16 protein-coding genes and 2 pseudogenes are annotated in these 25215 nt (G+C 72.3%); 10 read left to right on the top strand and 8 right to left on the bottom strand.

What is annotated here, in order from left to right; genetic code table 11:
* Positions 1 to 4 precede the first annotated feature (4 nt).
* The 3 genes and pseudogenes from pabB to RBXJA2T_RS07800 form a co-directional block, all read right to left on the bottom strand.
* Positions 5 to 1919 (bottom strand): annotated as a pseudogene (gene pabB, locus RBXJA2T_RS07810) (aminodeoxychorismate synthase component I).
* A gap of 121 nt (positions 1920 to 2040) precedes the next feature.
* A complete protein-coding gene (locus tag RBXJA2T_RS07805) occupies positions 2041 to 2430 on the bottom strand; it encodes a 4a-hydroxytetrahydrobiopterin dehydratase (protein ID WP_009856796.1) in 390 nt (129 codons plus the stop codon).
* A gap of 112 nt (positions 2431 to 2542) precedes the next feature.
* A pseudogene (locus RBXJA2T_RS07800) lies at positions 2543 to 3241 on the bottom strand (Tm-1-like ATP-binding domain-containing protein); the annotation flags it as partial.
* A 93-nt stretch (positions 3242 to 3334) separates the two neighbouring features.
* Here RBXJA2T_RS07800 and RBXJA2T_RS07795 point away from each other — a divergent pair.
* The 4 genes from RBXJA2T_RS07795 (at position 3335) to RBXJA2T_RS07780 (ending at position 6172) form a co-directional block, all read left to right on the top strand.
* Positions 3335 to 4018, top strand: a complete 684-nt coding sequence (locus RBXJA2T_RS07795) for a TetR/AcrR family transcriptional regulator (protein ID WP_009856794.1) — start codon at positions 3335 to 3337, stop codon at positions 4016 to 4018.
* Positions 4015 to 4248, top strand: a complete 234-nt coding sequence (locus RBXJA2T_RS07790; RefSeq protein WP_009856793.1) for a DUF1653 domain-containing protein — start codon at positions 4015 to 4017, stop codon at positions 4246 to 4248. Before RBXJA2T_RS07795 ends, RBXJA2T_RS07790 begins: the two co-directional genes overlap by 4 nt.
* Positions 4249 to 4316: 68 nt before the next feature.
* Positions 4317 to 5396, top strand: a complete 1080-nt coding sequence (locus tag RBXJA2T_RS07785; RefSeq protein ID WP_009856792.1) for a tartrate dehydrogenase — start codon at positions 4317 to 4319, stop codon at positions 5394 to 5396.
* 176 nt (positions 5397 to 5572) lie between these two features.
* Positions 5573 to 6172 (top strand): ORF6N domain-containing protein, encoded by a 600-nt coding sequence (locus RBXJA2T_RS07780; protein WP_009856791.1) that lies wholly within the window; start codon positions 5573 to 5575, stop codon positions 6170 to 6172.
* A gap of 252 nt (positions 6173 to 6424) precedes the next feature.
* Here RBXJA2T_RS07780 and RBXJA2T_RS07775 read toward each other — a convergent pair whose 3' ends face one another.
* The gene (locus RBXJA2T_RS07775) at positions 6425 to 6898 is read right to left on the bottom strand and encodes a cyanophycin metabolism-associated DUF1854 family protein (RefSeq protein WP_009856790.1); all 474 of its coding nucleotides are present in this window, start codon (positions 6896 to 6898) and stop codon (positions 6425 to 6427) included.
* Between the two features lie 9 nt (positions 6899 to 6907).
* Positions 6908 to 9151, bottom strand: a complete 2244-nt coding sequence (locus tag RBXJA2T_RS07770) for a cyanophycin metabolism-associated ABC transporter (RefSeq protein ID WP_206026588.1) — start codon at positions 9149 to 9151, stop codon at positions 6908 to 6910.
* 119 nt (positions 9152 to 9270) lie between these two features.
* Between RBXJA2T_RS07770 and RBXJA2T_RS07765 the strand changes: the two genes are divergently transcribed.
* Together RBXJA2T_RS07765 and cphA are read left to right on the top strand one after the other, a co-directional pair.
* The gene (locus tag RBXJA2T_RS07765; protein WP_009856788.1) at positions 9271 to 11424 is read left to right on the top strand and encodes a cyanophycin synthetase; all 2154 of its coding nucleotides are present in this window, start codon (positions 9271 to 9273) and stop codon (positions 11422 to 11424) included.
* Between the two features lie 7 nt (positions 11425 to 11431).
* The gene (cphA, locus tag RBXJA2T_RS07760; RefSeq protein ID WP_009856787.1) at positions 11432 to 14017 is read left to right on the top strand and encodes a cyanophycin synthetase; all 2586 of its coding nucleotides are present in this window, start codon (positions 11432 to 11434) and stop codon (positions 14015 to 14017) included.
* Between the two features lie 217 nt (positions 14018 to 14234).
* Here cphA and ureC read toward each other — a convergent pair whose 3' ends face one another.
* The 3 genes from ureC to RBXJA2T_RS07745 are packed head-to-tail and all read right to left on the bottom strand — an operon-like array spanning position 14235 to position 16581.
* The gene (gene ureC / locus RBXJA2T_RS07755; protein ID WP_009856786.1) at positions 14235 to 15965 is read right to left on the bottom strand and encodes an urease subunit alpha; all 1731 of its coding nucleotides are present in this window, start codon (positions 15963 to 15965) and stop codon (positions 14235 to 14237) included.
* On the bottom strand, positions 15965 to 16270 hold the full coding sequence (locus RBXJA2T_RS07750; RefSeq protein ID WP_009856785.1) for an urease subunit beta: 306 nt from the start codon (positions 16268 to 16270) through the stop codon (positions 15965 to 15967). The genes ureC and RBXJA2T_RS07750 overlap by 1 nt, the downstream gene beginning before the upstream one ends.
* 8 nt (positions 16271 to 16278) lie before the next feature.
* Positions 16279 to 16581, bottom strand: coding sequence for an urease subunit gamma (locus tag RBXJA2T_RS07745; protein WP_009856784.1), 303 nt, complete (start codon positions 16579 to 16581; stop codon positions 16279 to 16281).
* A 65-nt stretch (positions 16582 to 16646) separates the two neighbouring features.
* Between RBXJA2T_RS07745 and RBXJA2T_RS07740 the strand changes: the two genes are divergently transcribed.
* The 4 genes from RBXJA2T_RS07740 to RBXJA2T_RS19940 all read left to right on the top strand — a co-directional run.
* A complete protein-coding gene (locus RBXJA2T_RS07740; RefSeq protein WP_009856783.1) occupies positions 16647 to 20267 on the top strand; it encodes a hybrid sensor histidine kinase/response regulator in 3621 nt (1206 codons plus the stop codon).
* Positions 20248 to 21228 carry a response regulator gene (locus RBXJA2T_RS07735; protein ID WP_009856782.1) on the top strand — a complete coding sequence of 327 codons (981 nt, stop codon included), beginning with the start codon at positions 20248 to 20250 and terminating at the stop codon, positions 21226 to 21228. Before RBXJA2T_RS07740 ends, RBXJA2T_RS07735 begins: the two co-directional genes overlap by 20 nt.
* Positions 21229 to 21376: 148 nt before the next feature.
* Positions 21377 to 23269 (top strand): oligoendopeptidase F, encoded by a 1893-nt coding sequence (gene pepF, locus RBXJA2T_RS07730; protein WP_230762788.1) that lies wholly within the window; start codon positions 21377 to 21379, stop codon positions 23267 to 23269.
* A 151-nt stretch (positions 23270 to 23420) separates the two neighbouring features.
* Positions 23421 to 25215: ESPR domain-containing protein (locus RBXJA2T_RS19940; protein ID WP_009856780.1), on the top strand; the 1795-nt coding region annotated here is incomplete at its 3' end.

Below are 25215 nucleotides of genomic sequence, written 5' to 3'. Positions count from 1 at the left end.
GATTTCAGCGGTCGAAGTTCACGCGCAGGCCGCTGGCCGCGGGCGAGGCCTGCGAGCCCGCGCCGGCCGGTGCCGCAGCGGGGTCGACGAAACCGGCCACCGGCAGCACGCCGCGCAGCGCGTTGCAGACGACGAGGGCTTCGGCGCGTTCGACGTCGGCGCGGGTCAGCGGCCGCTCGACGGCGTCCCAGGCCGGGTCGGCCAGCAGCGCGGCCCGCTGCACGCCGGCCAGCGCGCCGTCGGCCAGTGGCGGCGTGCACCAGCGGCCGTCGATCTTGGCGAACAGCGTGCAACGCCCGCCTTCGACGACGTGGCCGTCGGCGTTGCAGAACAGCGTGTCGAAGGCGCCGGCGGCTTCGGCGGCGCGCACGCCGGCGTCGTAGAGCGCACGCTCGGTGGTCTTGTGCGCGGCCAGCGGGCGCGGGCCGGGCAGCGGCGCCTCGGCCCAGCGCAGCCGCACCGGGCCGGGTGGCAACGGTGCCAGCGGCGCGCGCACGATCGTCAGGCGGCCGTCGTGCGCCAGCGTCAGCCGCAGGCGCTGCGCCGCGCCGTGGCCGGCGGCCGCGGCGGCCTGCAGCGCACGCCGCGCCGCGGCGGCGTCGAGTGCGAAGCCCCAGCGTGGCGGCGCTGGCCGACAGGCGCGCGAGGTGGCGCTCCAGCAGCGGCAAACGCCCGCCGGCTTCGGCGCGCACGGTCTCGATCAGCTCGAAACCCGGGTCCAGCCCGGTGAGGAAACGGGCCTTCAGCCGGCACTCGTCGTGTTCGTCGGCGGCGCGGCTGTCCTGCACGATGCCGGCGCCGACCCCCAGTGTCAGCGTGCGCGTGCCGTCGGCCGCGGGGGCCGCCAGCGTCAGCGTGCGGATCGCGACCGACCAGCACAGGTCACCGAGCACACGCCCGGGCGGTGGCGCGTCGACCCAGCCGATGGCGCCGCAGTACAGGCCGCGCGGCGTGCTCTCCAGCGCGGCGATCAGGTCCATCGTGTGCAGCTTGGGCGCGCCGGTGATCGAGCCGCAGGGGAAGATCGCGTGCAGCAGCGCCGCCGGCCCGATGTCGGTCCGCAGCCGCGCCTGCACCGTCGAGGTCATCTGGAACACCGTCGCGTAGGGCTCGACCGAGAACAGCGCCGGCACCTGGACCGAGCCGATCTCGGCGACGCGGCCGAGGTCGTTGCGCAGCAGGTCGACGATCATCAGGTTCTCGGCGCGGTTCTTGACGTCCAGCGACAGCCGCCGCGCCGTGTCGCGGTCGCCTTCGGGCGCGCCGGTGCGCGGCGCCGTGCCCTTCATCGGCCGCGCGGTGACGACACCGGCCTCGTGGCGCACGAAGAGCTCGGGCGAACACGACAGCAGATGTGTCGCCGGCCCGCCCGGCGGCAGCACGACGTAGGCGCCGTAGGCCACCGGCTGGCGCGCGCGCAAGGCGCGGTACAGCGCCACCGGCGCGCCCCAGGCGCGGCCGTGCAGGCGCAAGCTGTAGTTGACCTGGTAGGTCTCGCCGGCGGCGATGGCCTCGTGGATGCGTGCGATCGCGGCGTGGAACTCGTCGCGCGTGACGCTGGGCTCGAGCGCACCGACGCCGGCCGCGTCGCCGGCGCCGGGCTGGGCGGCGAGCCAGGCGTCGGCCTGCTCGCGCGACAGGCGCTCCAGGCGGCGGAACATCAGCACCCGCAGGCTGGACCCGTCGTCGGCCGCCAGCCGCGCCGTGCCGGCACGCTGCAGCTTGGCGCCCCACTCGTAGTCGGCCAGCAGCAGCGCGTGCAGCCCGGCGCGCTGGTCGGCCGCGACGGCGTCCCAGGTCGTGTCCAGCGCCGCCGGGTCGGTGCAGCGGTGCTCGTGCACGAAGCCGGTGTAGAGCCGGCTCGTCGGCGACGCCGGCGTGGCGTCGCGGTCGTCGAGCAGGGCGCAGGGGAGGCTCATCGTGGGGGCAGGTACGGGCTCGGGTGTTCGTCGACCGACGGCGAGTCGTGACGCCCGCCGGCAGCGGCGACTCGTGGTCGCGCGGCGCGAGAGTGTGCCGTGCCCGGCCCGCGGGCCGGCTTCAGTCGTGTTCGAGGTACTTGAAACGCGGGTCGTCGGGCGTGCCTTCGAACACCGGGTCGGCGTCGCGCTCGGGCTGCCACATCAGCACCTCGTCGATCTTCTTCGCCAGCGCGAAGTCCTTCTCGGTGATGCCCTGGGCGTCGTGCGTCTGCAGCTTCACCGTGACCGAGGCGTAGGACACCGTCAGGTCGGGGTGGTGCCAGGCGGCTTCGGCGAGGTGGCCGACGGTGTTGACGACCATCAGCGTGCCTTTCCAGCTGGCCGTCCTGTACGTGCGGCGGATCCAGCCGTCCTCGTGCTGCCAGACCGGCAGCTCGTCCTTCAGCCGGGCCTCGATCTCGTCGGCGGCGAAGGGCTCGTTCGCCGGTTTCCTGCGCCAGGTGCTCATCGTGCGTCCTCCCCGCCCCGGGGCAGGGCGGCCGGGCGCGACGATGGCACGAGGCCGGCGCCCGCGTGGGCGCCGAGGTTTATGCGCGCTGGATCGCCTTGAACTTCTTCGCCAGCAGGTGCGAGTCGGCTAGTTTCTCCATCGACTGGCCGCCGGTGCCGGTGGCGTGGAACACCAGGCAGTCGTAGTCGGGCTCCAGCAGCGCGGTCATCGCCTGCACGCAGGGCGTCGTGACGCCGAACATCGTCAGCCCGATCGCCGGCTTCGTCGACGTGAACTCGGCGCGCTCGCGCACCATGCCGCCCATCGCGTGCGCGGCGTTGGCCAGAACACGCTGGCTGATGCGGTTGAGCCCCTGCACGTCGGTGACCGAGTACATCATGCAGATGTCGCTGGGGCCGACGTAGGGCCGCACGTCGCCCGAGGCGACGGTGCTGACCATCAGCTTGGGCACGCCGACCGGCAAGGCGCGCATCGCCGGCGTGGCCAGCGCGGTGGCGCCCGAGCCGCCGGCCGACAGCAGCCCGGCGATGTCGTCGCGGCCGCGCACCCAGTGCTCGAACGCCTGCGCCATCGCGATCACCGCGCTGCCGCGGTCGCCGGTGAAGACTGCCGCCGCGCCTTGCGGGTGGCAGGCCGCCACCTCTTCGGCCGTGACGTCGACGCCGGCGCCGCGGCCCTGCGTCGAGAGATCCACGGTGCGCGTGGCCACGCCCATCGCGGCCAGGCAGTCGCGCAGGAAGACGAGTTCACGCGCCTTGGTGTCGAAAGTGCCGGCGACGACGGCGTAGCGGGGGGCGGTCGGGTCCATGCTGCTCCTCGGGAATGGAGACGTCGGGCTGAATATGAGACGAGTGTCTCACTGCGCGACCTGTGTTGCAATCCGCGCCAACCCGAGCCCGAGATGCCCAAGACGACCCGCCCCGCGCTGCCCGCCCCGCCGCCCACCGTGGAGATCGAAGGTGGCATCCGCGGCGCGACGCGGCGCCTGCTGCTCGACGCGGCGATGGCGCTGATCCGTGAAGGCCAGGTGCCGACGCTGCCCGAGGTGGCGCGCCGCGCCGAGGTCTCGCGCGCGACGGCCTACCGCTACTTCCCCAGCCGCAGCGCGCTGATCACCGCGGTGATCGACGTCTCGCTGGGGCCGCTGCGCAGCTTCGACTCGGACGAGCCCGACGGCCGCCGCCGCGTCGCCGAACTCTTCGCATCGACCTTCCCGCGCTTTCGCGAGTTCGAGCCGCAGATGCGTGCCGCAGTTCAGCTGTCGCTGGAGCACTGGGCGCTGGAACGCGCCGGGCGGCTGAAGGAAGAGCCCTACCGCCGCGGCCACCGCGTCGGCATCCTCGCGCACGCGATCGAGCCGCTGGCCGCCGAGCTGCCGGTGGCCTCGCTGGCGCGGCTGCACCGCGCGCTGTCGGTGCTCTACGGCATCGAGGCGCGGGTCGTGCTGAAGGACTTGTGGGGCGCCACCGATGCCGAGGTCGACGCCACCGTCGGCTGGATGGCCGAGGCGCTGGTCGACGCCTCGCTGCGCGAGACCGCCGCCGCGCCGGCCAAGGCCGCCAAGACACGGAAGTCCGCCCGATGAACGACGCACTGCCGCCGCTGCCGACGATCGCCCTCGGCCGCTGGCGCCACTACAAGGGCGGCGAATACGAGGTGCTGGGCGTCGTGCGCCACAGCGAGACGCTGCAGCCGCTGGTGCTGTACCGGCCGCTCTACGCCAGCGCCGACACCTGGGTGCGGCCGTTCGAGATGTTCGCCGAGACCGTCGTCGTCGACGGCCGCGTACGCCCGCGTTTCGAGCGCGTCGGCTGAAACCCGCCCCGGCACACGCCGGCCGGCCGCCGATTAGCATGGCCGCCCCGACCGACGAGGCCCCCCTGATGAGCCGCCCCTACCGCATCGCGCTGATTCCCGGAGACGGGATCGGCAAGGAAGTCGCCCCCGAGGGCCTGCGCGCCGTGCGCCGCGCCGCCGAACGTTTCGGCCTGGCGCTGGAGTTCACCGAGATCGGTTGGGCGAGCTGCGACTACTACCGGCAGCACGGCACGATGATGCCGGACGACTGGAAGCAGCAGCTGGCCGGCATGGACGCGATCTATTTCGGCGCCGTCGGCTGGCCGGCGACGGTGCCGGACAACGTCTCGCTGTGGGGCAGCCTGCTGAAGTTCCGCCGCGAGTTCGACCAGTACGTCAACCTGCGCCCGGTGCGCCTGTTCGACGGCGTGCCCTGTCCGCTGGCCGGCCGCAAGCCGGGCGACCTGGACTACCTGATCGTGCGCGAGAACACCGAGGGCGAGTACACCAACCTCGGCGGCACGATGTTCGCCGGCACCGAGCGCGAGATCGTCATCCAGGAGTCGGTCTTCAGCCGCCACGGCACCGACCGCGTGCTGAAGTTCGCCTTCGAGCTGGCGGCGTCGCGCGCTCGCCGGCACCTGACGGTGGCGACCAAGAGCAACGGCGTCGCGATCAGCATGCCCTGGTGGGACTCGCGTGCCGACGAGATGGCGAAGGCCTACCCGCAGGTCGCCGTCGACAAGCAGCACATCGACATCCTGAGCGCGCGTTTCGTGCTGCAGCCGCAGCGTTTCGACGTCGTCGTCGCGAGCAACCTGTTCGGCGACATCCTGTCCGACCTGGGCCCGGCGACCGCCGGCACGATCGGCCTGGCGCCGTCGGCCAACCTGAACCCCGAGCGCCGTTTCCCGTCGCTGTTCGAGCCGGTGCACGGCTCGGCGCCCGACATCTACGGCCGCAACGTCGCCAACCCGATCGCGATGATCTGGTCGGGCGCGCTGATGCTGGACTTCCTGACCGGCGGCCAGGGCGCCGGCCGCGCCGCCCACGACGCCATCGTGCGCGCCATCGAAACCGTGCTGCGCGAAGGCCCGCGCACGCCCGACCTGGGCGGCAGCGCCAGCACCACCGAGCTCGGCGAGGCGGTGGCGGCGCTGATCTGAGCCGCTCCTTCGGGGGATCGTTTCCGCCTTGCCGGCGACCCCGGGCGCGCCGACAGTGCCGCCCAGGAGGATGGCATGGTGAAACTGTTCGACATGCGCCGGCCTCGGCCTCTGTTCACGTGCTGCGGCCAGGTCAAGGCCAAGGCCCATGACAGCCACGCCTGCGGCCCCCGCCCATGAGCACCCCGCTGCTGGCGACCGAGGCCATCGCGCTGCGCATCGCCACGGTTCGTGGCCGGCGCGTCCTGCTGGACGCTGACCTGGCGGCGCTCTACGAGGTCGAGACGAAGCGCTTCAACGAGGCGGTCCGCCGCAACCTGCCCAAGTTCCCGGCCGACTTCATGTTCCAGCTCACGACCGATGAGTGGGGAGCTCTAAGGTCGCAAATTGCGACCTTAGACGCGGCACCTGGCGGCCGAGGCCGGCACCGCAAATACCTGCCGTACGCCTTCACCGAGCACGGAGCGATCATGGCCGCGAACCTGCTGAGCAGCCCGCGCGCCATCGAGGTGTCGGTCTACGTCGTGCGGGCCTTCGTCCGCATGCGTGAGCTGGCGGCGACGCACGGCGACTTGGCCAAACGTCTCTCGGAGCTGGAACAGAAGACCGAGGCGCTGGCGATCGGCCACGACAGCTTCAGCCGCAACACGCGCCATCAGCTCAGGCAGGTCTTCGATGCCCTGCGCGAATTGATGACGCCGCCCGACCCGCCGAAGCGGCCGATCGGGTTCGTGCAGCCGGAGCACAAGAACGAGAAGGCGAGGGGAGCGGGGTAGCGCCGCCCGTCAAGGACGGCGGACGGCCTTGCAGGCCGCGCCGGGCCAGTGGCCCGGCTCTTCGCCAGGCGCGATCCATCCACTGGACGGATCGCGTCCGGGCTCAGCCCTGCAGGCCGCGCAGCGATGTCAGCGAGCGCCAGCAAGACACCTCGCGCTCCGCGATCAAGCTTCCCGCCACGGTCCGGCTCCGCCGGACCGTCGGCGGATGGCCCCCGTCGGGGGGTAGCGAGCGTTAGCGAGCTTGGGGGCTCACAAGAATCTCTCGAGCAGCCGCTTCGACCGCCGATCCAGCGCCTTCGCGTCGGCGATGCGGTAGCCGATGCCCTGGCTGTCGGTGATCAGCAAGGCGCTGCCATTCAGGCGGCGGATGTCTTCCTCGCCCTTGAGCACCAGCGTCGTGCGGCCGCGGTCGGTGTCGACGGTCCAGGTGCTGGGCGTCGAGAAGGTCGAGACTTCCAGCAGGCGCTGGATGACCGGCGCGAACTCGCGCCGCGCCAGTTCGGCGTCCAGCAGTTCGCGCGCCGCAGCGGGTAGCGTCTCGGGGCGATCGATCCACAGCCGTTCGCGGCCGTCGGTGCCGACCAGCGACACCGGGCCGCCGGGTTCGGACAGCGGGAAGGCGCGCACCGGCACGACGCCGACGTGTTCGACACCCTCGGTGTCGAGCAGCACCAGCCGGCCGTGGGCGTCGCGCTGCAGCGTGATGGACAGGGGAGCGTTCATCGCGTTTCCTCAGGCGGCACCGGCCGGATGCGCCGCCGGCGCGGGCGGCGGCAGCAGCGGGCGTTCGCTGTCGCTCTCGTCGACCTGGCGCAGCTGCGCCTCGTACAGCCGCCAGTACGCGCCTTCGCGCGCCAGCAGCTCGTCGTGCGTGCCGACCTCGACGATGCGGCCGCGGTCCATGACGACCAGCCGGTCGGCGCGGCGCAGCGTCGACAGGCGGTGGGCGATGGCGATCGTCGTGCGGCCCTGCACCAGGTTGTCCAGCGCCTTCTGGATCTCCTTCTCGGTCTCGGTGTCGACCGAGGACGTTGCTTCGTCGAGGATCAGGATACGTGGGTCGATCAGCAGCGCGCGTGCGATCGAGATGCGCTGGCGCTCGCCGCCCGACAGCCCCTGGCCGCGCTCGCCGACCACCGAGTCGTAACCGTGCGGCAGGCGCAGGATGAACTCGTGGGCGTGCGCGGCGCGTGCCGCGGCGACGATCTCCTCGCGCGTCGCGTCGGGTTTGCCGTAGGCGATGTTCTCGGCGACGGTGCCGAAGAACAGGAAGGGCTCCTGCAGCACCAGGCCGATGTGGCGGCGGTAGTCGGCGACGCCGAAACGCCGCAGGTCGACGCCGTCGACCTTGATCGCGCCGTCGGTGACGTCATAGAAGCGGCAGATCAGGTTGACCAGCGTGCTCTTGCCCGAGCCGCTGTGGCCGACGAGGCCGATCATCTCGCCGGGGCGGATGTCCAGGTCCAGGCCGCGGATCACCGCGCGGCTGCCGTAGCGGAAGCCCACGCCCTGCAGCGACAGCCCGCCCTGCACGCGCTCGAGCTTCACCGGCTGCGCCGGCTCGGGCACGTTGCTGACGTGGTCGAGGATGTCGAAGATGCGCTTGGCGCCGGCGGCGGCCTTCTGCGTCACCGAGACGATGCGGCTCATCGAGTCCAGCCGGCCGTAGAAGCGGCCGATGTAGGCGATGAAGGCGCTCAGCACGCCGACGGTGATCGCGTCGCGGCTGACCAGCCAGATGCCGAAGGCCCAGACGACGAGCAGGCCGATCTCGGTCAGCAGCGACACCGTCGGCGTGAACAGGCTCCAGGTCTTGTTCAGCTTGTCGTTGACTTCGAGGTTGGCGCGGTTGGCGCGGCGGAAGCGCTCGGCCTCGCGCTGCTCCTGCGCGAAGGCCTTGACGACGCGGATGCCGGGAATCGTGTCGGCGAGCACGCTGGTGACCTCGCCCCAGACACGGTCGATCTTCTCGAAGCCGGTGCGCAGCCGGTCGCGCACCAGGTGGATCATCCAGGCGATGAACGGCAGCGGCACCAGCGTCGCCAGCGCCAGCGACGGGTTGATGCTGAACAGGATCGCCGCCGTCATGCCGATCATCAGCACGTCGGTGGCGAAATCCAGCGCGTGCAGCGACAGGAAGACGCAGATGCGGTCGCTTTCGCTGCCGATGCGCGACATCAGGTCGCCGGTGCGTTTGCTGCCGAAGTAGTCCAGCGACAGCCGCAGCAGGTGCTCGAAGGTCGCGGTGCGCAGGTCCGCGCCGATGCGTTCGCTGACCAGCGCCAGCAGCCAGGTGCGCATCCAGCCGAGCGCCCAGGCGACGAGCGCCGAGGCCAGCAGCCCGGCCAGCAGCATCCAGACCAGGTGGGTGTCGATCTGCTGGCCGTTCTGGTACGGGATCAGCACCTCGTCCATCAGCGGGATCGTCAGGTACGGCGGCACCAGCGACGCGGCGGTGGAGGCCAGCGTCAGCACGAAACCGAGCAGCAGCTGCCACTGGTAGGGCTTGGCGAAGCGCCACAGCCGCAGCAGCACCCAGGTCGACGGCGGTGCCGCCGACTCGACGCCGAAATCGGTCTCCTCGGGCTCGGCGTCGTCGTCCGGGTCGGCTTCGCCGCTGGCCAGGCGGCGTTTCTGGCGCTCGAACAGGCCGAGCAGCTTCAGCGCCGCCGGGTCGCGGCCCAGCGTGTAGCGCCAGGCGGCCAGGCGGCCGTCGGCGTCGTGCAGCGAGAGCTGGCCGACGCCGCCGTGGTCGGCGTGCTGCAGCGTCAGCGACGGCGTCAGCGGCCAGGCGCGCCAGGTGTCGGTGCCCGCGTCGCGGGCCAGCAGCCGGCGATCGGTGAGAACTATTTCGCCGGACGCGAAGCGCTCCTTCGCGTCCAGGTCAACGTCCAGGCCGGCCAGCGCGTTCTCCCCTCGTTCGAGCGGTGCGGAGGGCACCGCGGCGAGCACAGGAGACGGATCGGTTGAAGGCATGAGAGGGTAGCGGCGAGCGCGGGATTGTCGCGTAACGCGCCAGCCCGGCTCCGCGCCGACCGGCCGCCGCCACGAATTCACGCCGCATGTCGCTCCGGAGCGAAAAACGCACGAACACGATGAAGATCTTCGACGACATCCGCCTGCTGCGCGTCACCTATCTGCGCGGCCCCAACCTCTGGACCTACCGCTCGGCGCTGGAGGTCTGGCTCGACCTGGGCGAGCTGGAACAGCATCCGTCGGACCAGCTGCCCGGTTTCGTCGACCGATTGCTGGCGCTGCTGCCGGCGCTGGAGGAGCACCACTGCGGCGTCGGCGAGCGCGGCGGCTTCATCCAGCGCCTGCGCGGCGGCACCTGGATGGGCCACGTGCTCGAGCACGTCGTCATCGAGCTGCTGAACCTGGCCGGCATGCCCACCGGCTTCGGCCAGACGCGCAGCACGTCCAAGACCGGCATCTACCGCATGGTCTTCCGCGCCCGTGACGAAGCCGTCGCACGTTGTGCGCTGCAGCAAGGCCACGCGCTGCTGATGGCGGCGATCAACGGCCGCGGCTTCGAGGTCGCCGCCGCCGTGCAGGCCGTGCGCGACGCCATCGACCGCGCCTACCTGGGCCCGAGCACGGCGCACATCGTCGCCTCGGCCACCGAGCGCCGCATCCCGCACCTGCGCCTGAACGACGGCAACCTGGTGCAGCTCGGCCACGGCAAGCGCCAGCACCGCATCTGGACCGCCGAGACCGACCGCACCAGCGCCATCGCCGAAGGCATCGCGCGCGACAAGGACCTGACCAAGCGCCTGCTGGCCGCCGTCGGCGTGCCGGTGCCCGAGGGCCGCGTCGCCGCCAGCGCCGCCGACGCCTGGGACATCGCCGAGGACGTCGGCCTGCCGGTGGCCGTCAAGCCCAGCGACGGCAACCACGGCCGCGGCGTCACGCTGGACCTGCGCACGCGCGACCAGATCGAGGCCGCCTTCGCCGTCGCCGACGCCGAAGGCAGCGAGGTCATCGTCGAGCGCTACATCCCCGGCGACGAGCACCGCCTGCTCGTCGTCGCCGGCCGGATGGTCGCCGCCGCGCGCGGCGAGGCCGCCTGGGTCGTCGGCGACGGCCGCAGCACGGTCGTCGAGCTCGTCGAGGCCCAGCTCAACAGCGACCCGCGCCGCGGCGAGACCGAGGACCACCCGCTGGGCCGCATCCGCGTGCGCGAGGACGGCGCGATCCTCGTCGACCTGCGCCGCCAGAACCTCGACCCCGACGACGTGCCGGCCGCCGGCCGCCGCGTGCTGATCCAGCGCAACGGCAACGTCGCCATCGACTGCACCGACGAGGTCCACCCCGACTTCGCGCGCATCGCCTCGCTGGCGGCGCGCACCGTCGGCCTGGACATCGCCGGCATCGACCTCGTCGCGCAGGACATCACGCGCCCGCTGCGCGGCCAGCACGCCGCCGTCGTCGAGGTCAACGCCGGCCCCGGGCTGCTGGCGCACACCAAGCCGGCGGTCGGTTCGCCGCGCCCGGTGGGCCAGGCGATCATCGATCACCTGTTCCCGCCCGGCGACGACGGCCGCATCCCGATCGTCGGCATCGCCGGCGGTGACGCGGCGACGCCGGTCGCGCGCCTCGTCGCCTGGCTGCTGCAGCTGTCGGGCCACCACGTCGGCCTGGCCTGCCGCGACGGCCTGTTCCTCGACACGCGCCGCATCGACGAACGCGACGCGACACGCGGCGACATCTCCGAGCGCCTGCTGCTCAACCGCGAGGTCGACGCCGCCGTGTTCGAGAACGGCGCCGCGACGATCCTCGACGAAGGCCTGGTCTACGACCGCTGCCGCATCGGCGTCGTCACCGATCTCGACGGTGCCGCGGCGCTGGAGCGCCACGACATCCACGCCGCCGACGACCTGCCGCGGGTGCTGCGCACGCAGATGGACGTGGTGCTGGCCGACGGCATCGGCGTGCTCAACGCCGACGACGCCCGCATCGCGGCGCTGGCCGAGCACTGCGACGGCGAGGTCACGCTCTACGCCACTGACGCCGCCGCGCTGGCCGATCACCGCGAACGCGGCGGCCATGCCGTGCTGCTGCGCGAAGGCCGCCTCTGGCTCTGCGAAGGCCACGCCGAGACGCCACTGAACGTGCGCGGCCGCTCGCCGCTGCCCGCCGCCGTGCTGCTGCCGGCCGTCGCCGCCGCCTGGGCCTTCGGCCTGGCGCCGGCGCTGCTGGCCGCCGGCCTGGACACCTTCGACCCGCAGACCCCTGCCGACATCCGCTGAGGACGCCATGGACGTCACCCGCATCCGCGCGCTGCGCGGTCCCAATCTCTGGAGCCGGCACACGGCGATCGAAGCCATCGTGCGCTGCACGGCCGAGGAGTCGGCGATCGAGGCCGGTTCGGCGCTCGAACGCCGGCTGCGCGAGGCCCTGCCCGAGGTCTCGCCGGTGCGTCCGGTCGGCACCCACGAGCCGGTGACGATGGCGCGCTGGCTCGAGCGTCTGGCGCTGGCGCTGCAGGCGCGCGCCGGCTGCCGCGTGTCGTTCTCGCGCACTGCCGCGGCGCCCGAGGCCGGCGTCTACCAGATCGTCGTCGAGTACACCGAGGAGAAGGTCGGCCGCCGCGCGCTGGAGCTCGCGCAGCAGCTGCTGGCCGCGGCCGTCGCCGGCGAGGCCTTCGACACCGAGGCTGCGGTGGCCGAGCTGCGTGCCATCGACGAAGACGTGCGCCTGGGCCCGAGCACCGGCTCCATCGTCGCCGCCGCGCTGGCGCGCGGCGTGCCGTACCGGCGCCTGACCGACGGCAGCCTGGTGCAGTTCGGCTGGGGCGCACGCATGCGCCGCATCTGGGCCGCCGAGGTCGATTCCACCGGCGCGGTGGCCGAGTCGATCGCCCAGGACAAGGATCTCAGCAAGCGCCTGCTGGCCTCGGCCGGCGTGCCGGTGCCGCGTGGCCGCCCGGTCACCGACCTCGAGGACGGCTGGGCGGCGGCGATGGAGATCGGCCTGCCGGTCGTCGTCAAGCCGCGTGACGGCAACCAGGGCAAGGGCGTGACGGTCAACGTCACCGACCGCGCCCAGTTCGAGGCCGCCTACCGCACCGCCGACGAGATCGGCGAGGTGATGGTCGAGCAGTTCCTGCCCGGCCACGACTTCCGCCTGCTGGTCGTCGGCGAGAAGCTGGTCGCCGCGTCGCGCCGCGATCCGCCCTACGTCATCGGCGACGGCGTGCACAGCGTGCGCGAACTCGTCGACGCGGTGAACGCCGACCCGCGTCGCGGCGACGGCCACGCCACCGCGCTGACGCGCATCCGCCTGGACGACGTCGCGCTGGCGCGGCTGGAACTGCTGGGCCTGTCGCCCGAGGCGGTGCCCGCCAACGGCCAGAAGGTCGTGCTGCGCCACAACGCCAACCTCAGCACCGGCGGCAGCGCCACCGACGTCACCGACGACGTGCACCCCGAGGTCGCCGCGCGTGCGGTGGCCGCGGCGCGCATGGTCGGGCTGGAGATCTGCGGCGTCGACGTGGTCTGCGAGAGCGTCGGCGTGCCGCTGGAGCAGCAGCGCGGCGGCGTCGTCGAGGTCAACGCCGCGCCGGGCCTGCGCATGCACCTGGCGCCGAGCTTCGGCAAGCCGCGTGCGGTCGGCGAGGCGATCGTCGAGCGCCTGTTCCCGGCCGGCCAGGACGGCCGCATCCCGGTCGTCGCCGTCACCGGCACGAACGGCAAGACCACCGTCTCGCGCCTCATCGCGCACCTGTTCAACGCCGCCGGCTACAAGGTCGGCATGACCAACACCGACGGCGTCTGGGTCGACGGCCACCAGATCGACAGCGGCGACTGCAGCGGCCCGAAGAGCGCGCGCAACGTGCTCGCCCACCCGGACACCGAAGCCGCGGTGCTGGAGACCGCACGCGGCGGCATGCTGCGCGAAGGCCTGGGCTTCGACCGCTGCCAGGTCGCCGTCGTCACCAACGTCGGCGCCGGCGACCATCTCGGCCTGAACTACATCACGACGGTCGAGGACCTGGCGGTGCTCAAGCGCGTGATCGTGCAGAACGTCGCCGAGAGCGGCTACGCGGTGCTCAACGCCGCCGACCCGATCACGCTGCAGATGGCGCAGCACTGCCCGGGCGGCGTGATCCTGTTCGCCGTCGACGGCCACCTGCCGGCGATGGTCGCGCACCGCGCCCAGGGCGGGCGCACGGTGTTCGTCGACGGTGACGCGATCGTCGCCGTCAACGGCTCGGCGCGCGCCCGCGTGCCGCTGCGCGAGGTGCCGCTCACCCGCAACGGCACGATCGGCTTCCAGGTCGAGAACGCGCTCGCCGCGGTCGCCGCGGCCTGGGGCTGCGGCCTCAGCTTCGACGCCGTCAGCGCCGGTCTGGCCAGCTTCGTCAACGACGCGCACAACGCGCCGGGGCGCTTCAACGTCATGGACTACCGCGGCGCGACGGTCATCGCCGACTACGGCCACAACGCCGACGCGATGCGCGCGCTGGTCGGCGCCGTCGAGGCGATGCCGGCCCAGCGCCGCTCGGTCGTCATCAGCGCCGCCGGCGACCGCCGCGACGAGGACATCCGCGAGCAGACGCAGATCCTGGGCGCCGCCTTCGACGAGGTGCTGCTGTACCAGGACGCCGCCCAGCGCGGCCGTGCCGACGGCGAGGTCATCGCGCTGCTGCGCGAAGGCCTGCGCGGCGCGCCGCGCACCCGCCGCGTCGAGGAGATCCACGGCGAGTTCGTCGCCATCGACCAGGCGCTCGAGTCGCTGCAGCCCGGCGACCTGTGCCTGGTGCTCGTCGACCAGGTCGAGGAAGCGCTGGAGCACCTGGCGCGGCGCATCGCCGAAGCCTCGGAGCCGGTCGCGGCCTGAGACACTGGTCGGGGCCTGTCAGCGAGCACGCGTAGCCGCCGCTGCTTTGCCCATCAAGCTTCCCGCCACGGGCCGGCTTTGCCGGTCCGTCGGCGGACGGCCTTGCAGGCCGCGCCGGGCCAGTGGCCCGGCCCTTCGCCAGGCACGACCCGTCCACAGGACGGGTCGCGTCCGGGCTCAGCCCCCTGGGGGTAGCGAGCGCTAGCGAGCTTGGGGGCTAAAACAGGAAATAGCGCTGGGCCAGCGGCAGCACCGTCGCCGGCTCGCAGGTCAGCAGCTGGCCGTCGGCCCGCACCTCGTAGGTCTGCGGGTCGATCTCCATCGTCGGCAGCCAGCCGTTGTGCACCATGTCGCCCTTCTTCACCTGGCGGCAGCCCTGCACCGCGGCCAGGCGCTTGGCCAGGCCGAGCTGCTCGCCGATCTCGGCCTGCAGCGCCGCCTGGCTGATGAAGGTCAGCGAGGTCGCGGCGCGGGCGCCGCCGAAGCTGCCGAACATCGGCCGGTAGTGCACCGGCTGCGGCGTCGGGATGCTGGCGTTGGGGTCGCCCATCGCCGCGATGGCGATGAAGCCGCCCTTGAGCACCAGGCTCGGCTTGACGCCGAAGAAGGCCGGCTTCCACAGCACCAGGTCGGCCCACTTGCCGATCTCGACCGAACCGACCTCGTGCGCGATGCCGTTGGCGATCGCCGGGTTGATCGTGTACTTGGCGACGTAGCGCTTGACGCGGCTGTTGTCGTTGCGGGCGGTGTCCCCGGTCAGCGCGCCGCGCTGGACCTTCATCTTGTGCGCCGTCTGCCAGGTGCGGATGATGACTTCGCCGACGCGGCCCATCGCCTGGCTGTCGCTGCTCATCATGCTGATCGCGCCCAGGTCGTGCAGCACGTCCTCGGCGGCGATGGTCTCGCGGCGGATGCGGCTCTCGGCGAAGGCCAGGTCCTCGGCGATGCCGGCGTCGAGGTGGTGGCAGACCATCAGCATGTCCAGGTGCTCGTCCACCGTGTTGGCGGTGTAGGGCATCGTCGGGTTGGTGCTGCTGGGCAGGAAGTTGGCTTCGCCGGCGACGCGCAGGATGTCCGGCGCGTGGCCGCCGCCGGCGCCTTCGGTGTGGAAGGCGCAGAGCGTGCGGCCCTTGGTCGCGGCGATCGTGTCCTCGACGAAGCCCGACTCGTTGAGCGTGTCGCTGTGGATCGAGACCTGGGTGTCGGTCGCCTCGGCGATGTCCAGGCAGTTGTCGATCGCGCTGGGCGTCGTGCCCCAGTCCTCGTGCAGCTTCAGGCCGATGGCGCCGGCGGCGATCTGCTGGCTCAGCGCCTCGGGCCGGCTGGCGTTGCCCTTGCCGAGGAAACCGAGGTTCATCGGGAACGCGTCGGCGGCCTGCAGCATGCGGTGCAGGTTCTCCGGCCCCGGCGTGCAGGTCGTCGCGAAGGTGCCGGTGGCCGGGCCGGTGCCGCCGCCGAGCATCGTCGTGACGCCGGAGTTCAGCGCCTCGTCGATCTGCTGCGGGCAGATGAAGTGGATGTGGCTGTCGATGCCGCCGGCGGTGACGATCATCCCCTCGCCGGCGATGATCTCGGTGCCCGGGCCGATGACGATGTCGACACCCGGTTGCACGTCGGGGTTGCCGGCCTTGCCGATGGCGGCGATGCGGCAGCCCTTCAGGCCGATGTCGGCCTTGACGATGCCCCAGTGGTCGATGATCAGCGCGTTGGTGATGACGCAGTCGGCCGCCTCGTGGTGGCCGGGGCCGTTGACCGCCTGGCCCTGGCCCATGCCGTCGCGGATCGTCTTGCCGCCGCCGAACTTCACTTCCTCGCCGTAACCGCCGGCGCGCAGCGTGTAGTCGGCCTCGACCTCGACGATCAGCTCGGTGTCGGCCAGGCGCACGCGGTCGCCCAGCGTCGGGCCGTACATCTCGGCGTAGGCGCGCCGTCCGATGCTCGTGCTCATCACAGCGCTCCCTGGATCTCGGCCCGGAAGCCAAAGACGCGGCGCTCGCCGCCGTAGGGCACCAGCTGCACGGTGCGCTGCTGGCCGGGCTCGAAACGCACCGCGGTGCCGCTGGCGATGTCCAGCCGCAGGCCGCGTGCCGCGGCACGGTCGAAGCTGAGCGCCGGGTTGGTCTCGGCGAAGTGGTAGTGCGAGCCGACCTGGATCGGGCGGTCGCCGGTGTTCTCGACGACCAGCGTCAGCGCCGGGCGGCCGGGGTTGAGCGTGAGCTCGCCGTCGTCGATCAGCAGTTCTCCGGGGATCATCGCCGTCCTCATGCGATCGGTTGGTGCACGGTCACCAACTTGGTGCCGTCGGGGAAGGTCGCCTCGACCTGAATCTCCGGGATCAGCTCGGGCACGCCGTCCATCACCTCGTCGCGGCGCAGCACCTGCTTGCCTTCGCTCATCAGCTCGGCCACCGTGCGGCCGTCGCGCGCGCCTTCCAGGATGGCCGCGGTGATCAGCGCGATCGATTCCGGCACGTTGAGCTTCAGCCCGCGCGCCTTGCGGCGCTCGGCCAGCAACGCGGCGGTGAAGATCAGCAGCTTGTCTTTTTCTCGGGGAGTCAGGTCCATGCGCGCCTCGCCTGCAAGTCCGGCGCCATGTTATGGCTGGTGCAGTTCTTGATTGCCAGTGCCCGATGAGTCCGCTGGCCGACACCGCCGCCACCCCTGCCGAAGCGCCGCAGCGTGTCGTCAAGACACGCCGCGACTACAACGCCTGGGTCGCGCGCGAGACGATCGAGGACTACGCGCTGCGTTTCACGCCGCGCTCGTTCCGCCGCTGGAGCGAGTGGCGTGTCGCCAACACGGCCTTCGGCGCCGCGTCCTTCCTGATCCTCGAAGCCGTCGGCGCGACGCTGCTGGTGCAGTACGGCTTCGTCAACGCGGCGCTGGCGATCCTGGCCACCGGCCTCGTGATCTTCCTCGCCGGCTGGCCGATCAGCGTCTACGCCGCACGCCACGGCGTCGACATGGACCTGCTGACACGCGGCGCCGGCTTCGGCTACATCGGCTCGACGATCACCTCGCTGATCTACGCGAGCTTCACCTTCATCTTCTTCGCCCTCGAGGCGGCGGTGATGGCCTACGCGCTGGAGCTGGCCCTCGACATCCCGCCGGCGCTGGGTTACCTGCTCTGCGCGCTGGTCGTCATCCCGCTGGTGACGCACGGCGTCACGGCGATCAGCCGGCTGCAGGTCTGGACCCAGCCGCTGTGGATCGCGATGCTGGTCGTGCCCTACGTCTTCGTCTTCCGTGCCGAGCCCGATCTGCTGGCCGGGCTCTCGGCCTATGGCGGCGAACATGGCATCACCGGCTTCGACGGCCTGGCCTTCGGCGCCGCGACCACGGTCGGCATCGCGCTGATCACGCAGATGGGCGAGCAGGCCGACTACCTGCGTTTCATGCCGGAGAAGGCGAACCGCGGTGGCTGGCGCTGGCATCTGGCGGTGCTGGCCGGCGGCCCGGGCTGGGTGCTGCCGGGCGTGCTGAAGATGCTCGGCGGCGCGCTGCTGGCCTATCTGGCGATCACGCGCATGGTGCCGCTGGAGCGTGCCGTCGACCCGAACCAGATGTACCTCGCGGCCTACGAGACGGTGTTCTCCGACTACGGCGTCGCGGTCGCGGTGACGGCGGCCTTCGTGCTCGTCTCGCAGCTGAAGATCAACGTCACCAACGCCTACGCCGGCTCGCTGGCCTGGAGCAACTTCTTCTCGCGGCTGACGCACGCCCACCCGGGGCGCGTCGTCTGGATGGTGTTCAACACCGGCATCGCGCTGGTGCTGATGGAGATGAACGTCTTCCAGGCGCTGTCGCACGTGCTCGGGCTGTACGCCAACGTGGCCATCGCCTGGATGATGGCGGTCGTCGCCGACCTCGTCGTCAACAAGCCGCTCGGCTGGTCGCCGCCGGGCATCGAGTTCAAGCGGGCCCACCTGTACGACATCAACCCGGTCGGCGTCGGCGCGATGGGCATCGCCTCGGCGCTGTCGGTGGCCGCGCACCTGGGCGCCTTCGGCGAGCTGGCGCAAGCCTATTCGGCGGCGATCGCGCTGGTCACGGCCTTCGTCTGCTCGCCGCTGATCGCCTGGGCGACGAAGGGCCGCTACTACCTCGCGCGCACCAGCACGCTGCCCACGCTGCCGGCCGGCGCGATCCCGATCGTGGCGGAGGACGCGCCGCGCCAGACCGGGGGCACGGAGTCTGCGAAGCCTGGGGTCAGGTCCCGCGCGGACCTGACCCCGGACTCCCGCGCGGACCTGACCCCGGACTCCCGCGCGGACCTGACCCCGGACTCCGACCTCGCGGCCGGCCGCTACGCCCGGCTGCGCCACCGCTGCACGGTCTGCGAACGCGAGTACGAGACCGAGGACATGGCCTTCTGCCCGGCCTACCAGGCGGCGATCTGCAGCCTGTGCTGCACGCTGGACGCACGCTGCCACGACCTCTGCAAACCGCGCGCGAAGCTGTTCGCGCAGTGGCGCGCGCTGCTCTCGCGGCTGCTGCCGGCGCGCATGGCGCCGCAGCTCGACGCCGGGCTGGCCGACTACCTGTTGCTGATGGGCCTCGTCACGCCGGCGCTGGCGCTGGTGCTGGGCATCGCCCACCGCCAGGCGCTGCGCCTGCTGGGCGATCAGGCCGCGGCGCTGGGGCCGACGCTGGCCCAGGGTTTCGTCAGCAGCTTCCTGCTGCTGTGGATCGCCGCCGGCGTCGGCGTCTGGTGGGGCGTGCTCGCGCACCGCAGCCGCGCCGCGGCGCAGGAGGAGTCCAACCGCCAGACGCTGGCGCTGCAGCGCGAGATCGAGTCGCACGCGCGCACCGACGCCGCGCTGCAGGCCGCACGCGAGGAAGCCGACCGTGCGCGCGGCCACGCCGAGGCCGCCAACCGCGCCAAGAGCCGCTACATCACGACCATCAGCCACGAGCTGCGCACGCCGCTCAACAGCATCCTCGGCTACGCCCAACTGCTGGAGGAGGACGAGGCGATGCCGCCGCACCGCCGTCAGGCGGTGGCCGTGATCCGCCGCGGCGGCGACCACCTCTTGAGCCTGATCGAAGGCACGCTGGACATCGCGCGCATCGAGTCCGGCAAGCTGGCGCTGGACGTGCGGCCGATGCGTTTCGCCGACGGCCTGGCCGAGATCGCGCGGATGTTCGAGCTGCAGGCCGCCGGCCGCGGCCTGGCCTTCCGCTTCGCCGTCGACGGCCGCCTGCCGGCGGTCGTGCGTGCCGACGAGAAGCGGCTGCGCCAGATCCTCATCAACCTGCTGGGCAACGCGATCAAGTTCACCCAGGCCGGCCAGGTGACGCTGCGCGTGGCCCACCAGCGCGAGATGGCGCGTTTCGAGATCGAGGACACCGGCCCGGGCATGACGGCCGACGAGCTGGCGCGGGTCTTCGAGCCTTTCGAACGCGGTTCGGCGGCCAGCGGCCAGTCGGTCGGCTCGACCGGGCTGGGGCTGACGATCGCACGCATGCTCTGCGAGCTGATGGGCGGCGAGATGACGGTGGCCAGCGAGCCCGGCCGCGGCACCACCTTCCGCATCCGCCTCTTCGTGCCCGAGGTCGCCGTCGCGGCGCCCGAGGTCGACGCGCTGCGCGCACGCCGCGTCGGCTACGAAGGCCGGCGCCGACGCGTGCTGGCGGTCGACAACGAGGAGGCCGACCGCCGCCTCGTCGCCGACCTGCTGCAGCCGCTGGGTTTCGAGGTCGAGGGCGCCGCCACCGGCGAGGCCGCGCTCGCGCGCCTGGCCGCCGACGCGCCCTACGACGCCGTCTTCATGGACCTGGCGATGCCCGGCATCGACGGCTGGGAGACGATCCGCCGGCTGCGCGCCGCCGGCCACGGGATGCCGCTGGCGGTGGTCTCGGCCAACGCCTTCGACAAGAAGCTGGACAACGACGTCGGCCTGCCGGGCGAGGATTTCCTCGTCAAGCCGGTGCGGGTCGGCGAACTGCTCGACTGGCTGGGGGGGCGCCTGGGGCTGGACTGGCGCTACGGCGCACGCGTGCCCGAACCCGCGCCGCCGCCGCCGCCGGCCGACGCACCGCTGCCGCCGCCCGAGCTGCTGCGCCCGCTGCGCGACGCGCTCGCCCTGGGCCACGTGCGCGGCGTCGCGCGCCAGCTCGCCGCCATCGAGGCCGCCGACCCGGCGCACGCCGGCTTCGCCGCCCGCATGCGGCTGCTGGCGCGCCAGTTCAACTACGAGACGATGAACGACATCCTGGACAAGGCTCTCGATGAACCCCGTGCCGCCTGACGCCTCGCCCCTCGACGAGCGCGACGCCGCCGACGTCGTGCTCGTCGTCGACGACGTGCCCGAGAACCTGGCGCTGCTCAACGACTCGCTCGACGAGGCCGGCTACACGGTGCTCGTCGCCACCTCGGGCGAGGCGGCGCTGACGCTGGCCGCGCGCGCCCAGCCCGACATCGTGCTGCTCGACGCGGTGATGCCGGGGCTGGACGGCTTCGAGACCGCGCGCCGGCTGAAGGCCGACCCGGAGACGGCGCCGATCCCGATCGTCTTCATGACCGGGCTCACCGAGACCGAACACGTCGTCGCCGCCTTCGGCGCCGGCGGCACCGACTACGTCACCAAGCCGATCCGCCCGCGCGAGGTGCTGGCGCGCATCGCCGCGCACCTGCACCAGGCGCGCAGCCAGCGCCAGGCGCGCAACGCGCTCGACGCCTTCGGCCACGCGACGATGGTCGTGCGCGAGCGCGACGGCCGCCGGCTGTGGCAGACGGCGCTGGCGCGGCGCATGCTGGCCGAACACTTCGGCGGCGAGGACACCGACACCCCGCCCGAGCTGATGGCCTGGGTCGCACGCGAGTCGCTGCGCCGCCGCGCCGGTGCCGAGCCGGCCGGGCTGACGGTGGCCCGCGGCGCGCGCCGCATCGCCTTCGCGCTGCACCCGATGCCCGACGACGGCGGCGAGCCGGTGCCGGGCGAATGGCTGGTCGTGATGCGCGAGAGCGACGACGCGGCGATCGTCGAGGCCATGTCGCTGGCGCTGGAGCTCACCGCGCGCGAGGCCGAGGTGCTGTACTGGGTGGTGCAGGGCAAGACCAACCGCGACATCGGCGACATCCTCGGCACCAGCCACCGCACCGTCACCAAGCACCTGGAGCACGTGTTCGAGAAGCTCGGCGTCGAGACGCGCACCGCCGCGGCGGCGCTGGCGATGGCCCGGGTCAAGCAGCTTGGTCGCGCCAACTGAGGCGTTCGTCGCACCACGCTTGACCTCCGTCGCGCCCGGCCCCAACACTTTGCAGTTCCGCCGGGCCGACCCTTGCCGCCGCCCCGGGTTCCGATCCACCGCAGAATCCCCGTGCGGCCGTCGAGGCCGCGCCCGCCACACCTTGAAGATGCACACCTTCGTCGCCGGCGCCGTCTGCGCCGCAGCCGTCTCGATGGCCGCCTCCGCGATGGCGGCCAAGCCCGCCAGCCGCGTGCGTGCCGACATCCCGGCGCAGTACCGCTGGGACTTCAGCCCGATCTACGCCAGCTGGGAGGCCTGGGAGGCCGGCATGCGCGAGATGGACCAGCGCATCGACGCCTTCGCCAAGCTGCAGGGCACGCTGAAGAACGGCCCCGATGCGGTGCTCGCCGCCTACAAGGCCTATGACGAGATCGGCCAGCTGCAGTACCGCATCTACCGCTACCCGCAGCTGCAGCGCGACACCGACACGCGTGACCAGAACGTCGCCGGCCGCTTCCAGCGGGTCGGCGCGCTGTTCGCCAAGTTCGACGCCGCCAGCGCCTGGTTCACGCCCGAGCTGCTGACGGTGCCCGAGGCGACGATGCGCGAGTGGCTGGACAAGACGCCGGCGCTGAAGCCGTACCGTTTCCCGATCCTCGAGAACTTCCGCCGTCAGGCGCACGTGCTCGACGAGAAGGGCGAGCGCCTGATGGCGCTGGCCTCGCGCGCCAACCGCGCGCCGAACGCGATCTACAGCGAGCTCAGCACCTCGGACATCAAGTTCCCGACGATCCGCCTGTCCGACGGCAAGGAGCTGACGCTGTCGCCGGCCAACTACCAGGCCCTGCTGTCCGAGAGCACGGTGCAGGCCGACCGCGCCGCCGCCGCCGCCGCGCACGTCGGCACCTACGGCCAGACCGCGCACACCTACGCCGCGATCTACGAAGGCATCCTGCAGCGCGACTGGTTCGTCGCCCGTGCGCGCAACTTCCCGACGACGCTGGACGCGGCGCTCGACGAGAACGCGATCCCGCGCCAGGTCGTCGAGACGCTGATCGAGGTCGCGCGCCAGGGCACCGGCCCGCTGCAGCGTTACGCCAAGCTGCGCCAGCGCCTGCTGGGGCTGCCCAGCTACCACCTGTACGACCAGTTCGTGCCGGTTTTCCGCAGCGACAAGACCTGGCCGTACGAGGAGGCGCGCCGCCAGGCCACGGCCTCGATCGCGCCGCTGGGCCAGGGCTACGTGCAGCGTTACCAGAAGGCCATCGCCCCGGGGCGTGTCGACGTCTACGAGAACGACGGCAAGCGCAGCGGCGCCTACAGCGCCGGCGTCTACGGCGTCGGCCCGTACATGCTGCTGAACTACAACGACACGCGCGACGCGATGTTCACCTTCGCCCACGAGGCGGGGCACGCGATGCACACGCTGCTGTCGACCGAGCACCAGCCGTACGCCACCGCTGACTACACGATCTTCGTCGCCGAGGTCGCGTCGACGACCAACGAACGTTTCCTGCTCGAGCACCTGCTCAAGCAGACCACCGACCCGAAGGAGCGTTTCCTGCTGCTGCAGGAGGCCGTCGACGCGATCGTCGGCACCTTCTACACGCAGGTGCTGTTCGCCGACTTCGAGCTGCGTGCGCACCAGCTCGTCGAGCGCGACGAGCCGGTGACCACCGAGGTGCTGAACAAGCTCTACGCCGGCCTGCTGAAGGAGTACTGGGGCGACGCGATCACCCACGACGAGTTCTACCAGTACACCTGGGCGCGCATCCCGCACTTCTTCAACTCGCCCTATTACGTCTACCAGTACGCCACCTGCTTCGCCTCGTCGGCGCAGCTGTTCAAGGCGATGACCGAGGGCCCGAAGGCCGGGCGCGAAGCCGCCGTCAAGCGCTACCTGGAGCTGCTGTCCTCGGGCGGCAACGACCAGCCTATGAAGCAGCTGCTCAAGGCCGGCGTCGACCTGACGCAGCGCCAGACCGTGCAGGCCGTCGTCGACCAGCTCGACGAACTGGTCACGCGCATGGAGGCCGAGGCCGCCAAGCTCGCCCGCTGAGCCGGGCTGGCCGATCCGGCGGGCGCCTCCTGCGCGGCCCGCCGGATTAGGGAGGCGGCTGCGGCCGCCGACCGTGCGCTTGTGCGGCGTCACGGTCCTCTGCATCTGAAAGCCTAGGTTGTGTTTGGTCACAACTCACCGGGGCGATCAGATGAAAGCGCACGGACTCAACGGGTTCCACCGGATCGTCTGGAGCACGGCCCGCAACGCCTGGGTCGTCGTCGCCGAGATCTGCCGCAGCCGGGGCAAGGCGGCCACCGGCTCGCCGGCACGGGCCCGCACGGCGAGCGCGCTGCGGCGTCTGGCCCTCGCCGGCTGCCTGGGTGCGGCGCTGCCGGCGGCCTTCGCCGCCGATCCGCCGCCCCCGCCGCCGCAGCCGGGCAAGACCTCGGTCGTCGATGACGTCGTGCGCAACCCGCTCACCGGGCTGGACGTCACGGTCACCGAACTCGTGCTCGACCCGGCCGGCACGCCGACCGCCGGCAGCGTCGCCTACGTCCGCACCTCCGACGGTTACGTCTTCGTCGTCAAGGAGGTCGGCGAGCTGCTGTACGGCCCCGGCGCGAGCCCGCAGGCGCTGACGATCCTGGCCCGCGACGCGGCGGCCAATGCCGTGACGCTGACCTTCGAGCCGCAGGCGCCGACGCCGCGGACGGCGACGCTGGAGATCGTGCAGCCCTGGGTCGAGCTGCAGGCCGAGTTCAGCGGCGGCGGCGACACCGGCTCCACCGACGTCGACCCGGTCGACGTGGTCACGAGCGGCGGCATCCAGGTCGTGCTGCGCGGCAGCAACGGCGGCACCGGCCGCACCGGCGCGCTGTTCGTGCCGCCCGGCGACGGCGGCCACGGCGGCCCCGCCGGCGACCTGACACGCACCTTCGCCGGCATCGACGTCGACGCGAACAATCGCATCGGCCTGGAGGTCGGCACGGTCGGCGGCAGCGGCGGCAAGGGCGGCGACGCCTGGTTCTCGTTCTGGAACGGCGGCAAGGGCGGCAACGGCGGCGCTGCCGGGACGGTCAACGTCATGCTGGACGGCGACGTGACGGTCACGCTGAGCGGCGGCGCGAAGGACCTGCCCGGCGTGTTCGCCTTCAGCCAGAGCGGCCAGGCCGGCGCCGGCGGCGACGCCAACGCCGCGCCCGGCGGCGGCGTCGGCGGAGGCACCAGCGTCGGCGGGGCGGTGAACTTCACCAATCGCGGCCGCATCGTCACCCACGGGCAGGGCGCGACCGGCCTGTCGGCCTTGAGCGTCAGCGGCACCGGCGGCGGCGGCGGTGGCCAGTGGGGCCTGGGTGGCCAGGCCGGCAGCGGCGGGGCGGCCGGCAACGGCGGGCCGGTCGTGGTGCTCAACGTCGGCGAGCGTGACGGACTCGGCCGCTACACCGGCGGCATCGTCGACACCGACGGCGACTTCGCGCACGGCATCCTCGCGCAGAGCGTCGGCGGCAGCGGCGGCTGGTCGGGCTCGTCGGGCAACCTGTTCGTGACGCTCGGCAGTTCGGGGGCCGGCGGCGGCACCGGCGGCACGGTCAGCGTGTCCAACAGCGGGCTGGTGCGCACGCGCGGCGACTTCGCGCGCGGCATCTTCGCCCAGAGCGTCGGCGGTGGTGGCGGTGGCGGCGGCGGCACCTGGGGGCCTGGCCGCGCTCGGCGGCACCGGCCAGAGCGGCGGCAGCGGCGTCGACGTCAGCGTCACGCAGGCCGCCGGCGGGCGCATCGAGACCGGCTACCGCGACCCCGGCGACACGTCGCCGGCGCGCCCGGGCACCGGCTCCGACGGCATCTTCGCGCAGTCCATCGGCGGCAGCGGCGGCAGCTCGTCGAACGCCAGCGGTCTCGTCGGCATCGGCGGCACCGGGGCCAGCGGCGGCGGCGGCGGCAAGGTCACCGTCACCAACGCCGGCAGCATCGTCACGCACGGCGACCATGCACGCGGCATCGTC

The organism is Rubrivivax benzoatilyticus JA2 = ATCC BAA-35 (genome assembly GCF_000190375.1).
GTDB lineage: Bacteria > Pseudomonadota > Gammaproteobacteria > Burkholderiales > Burkholderiaceae_C > Rubrivivax > Rubrivivax benzoatilyticus.
Note: the sequence above shows the minus strand (reverse complement) of the source record. Positions and strands in the feature narration are given on the sequence as shown.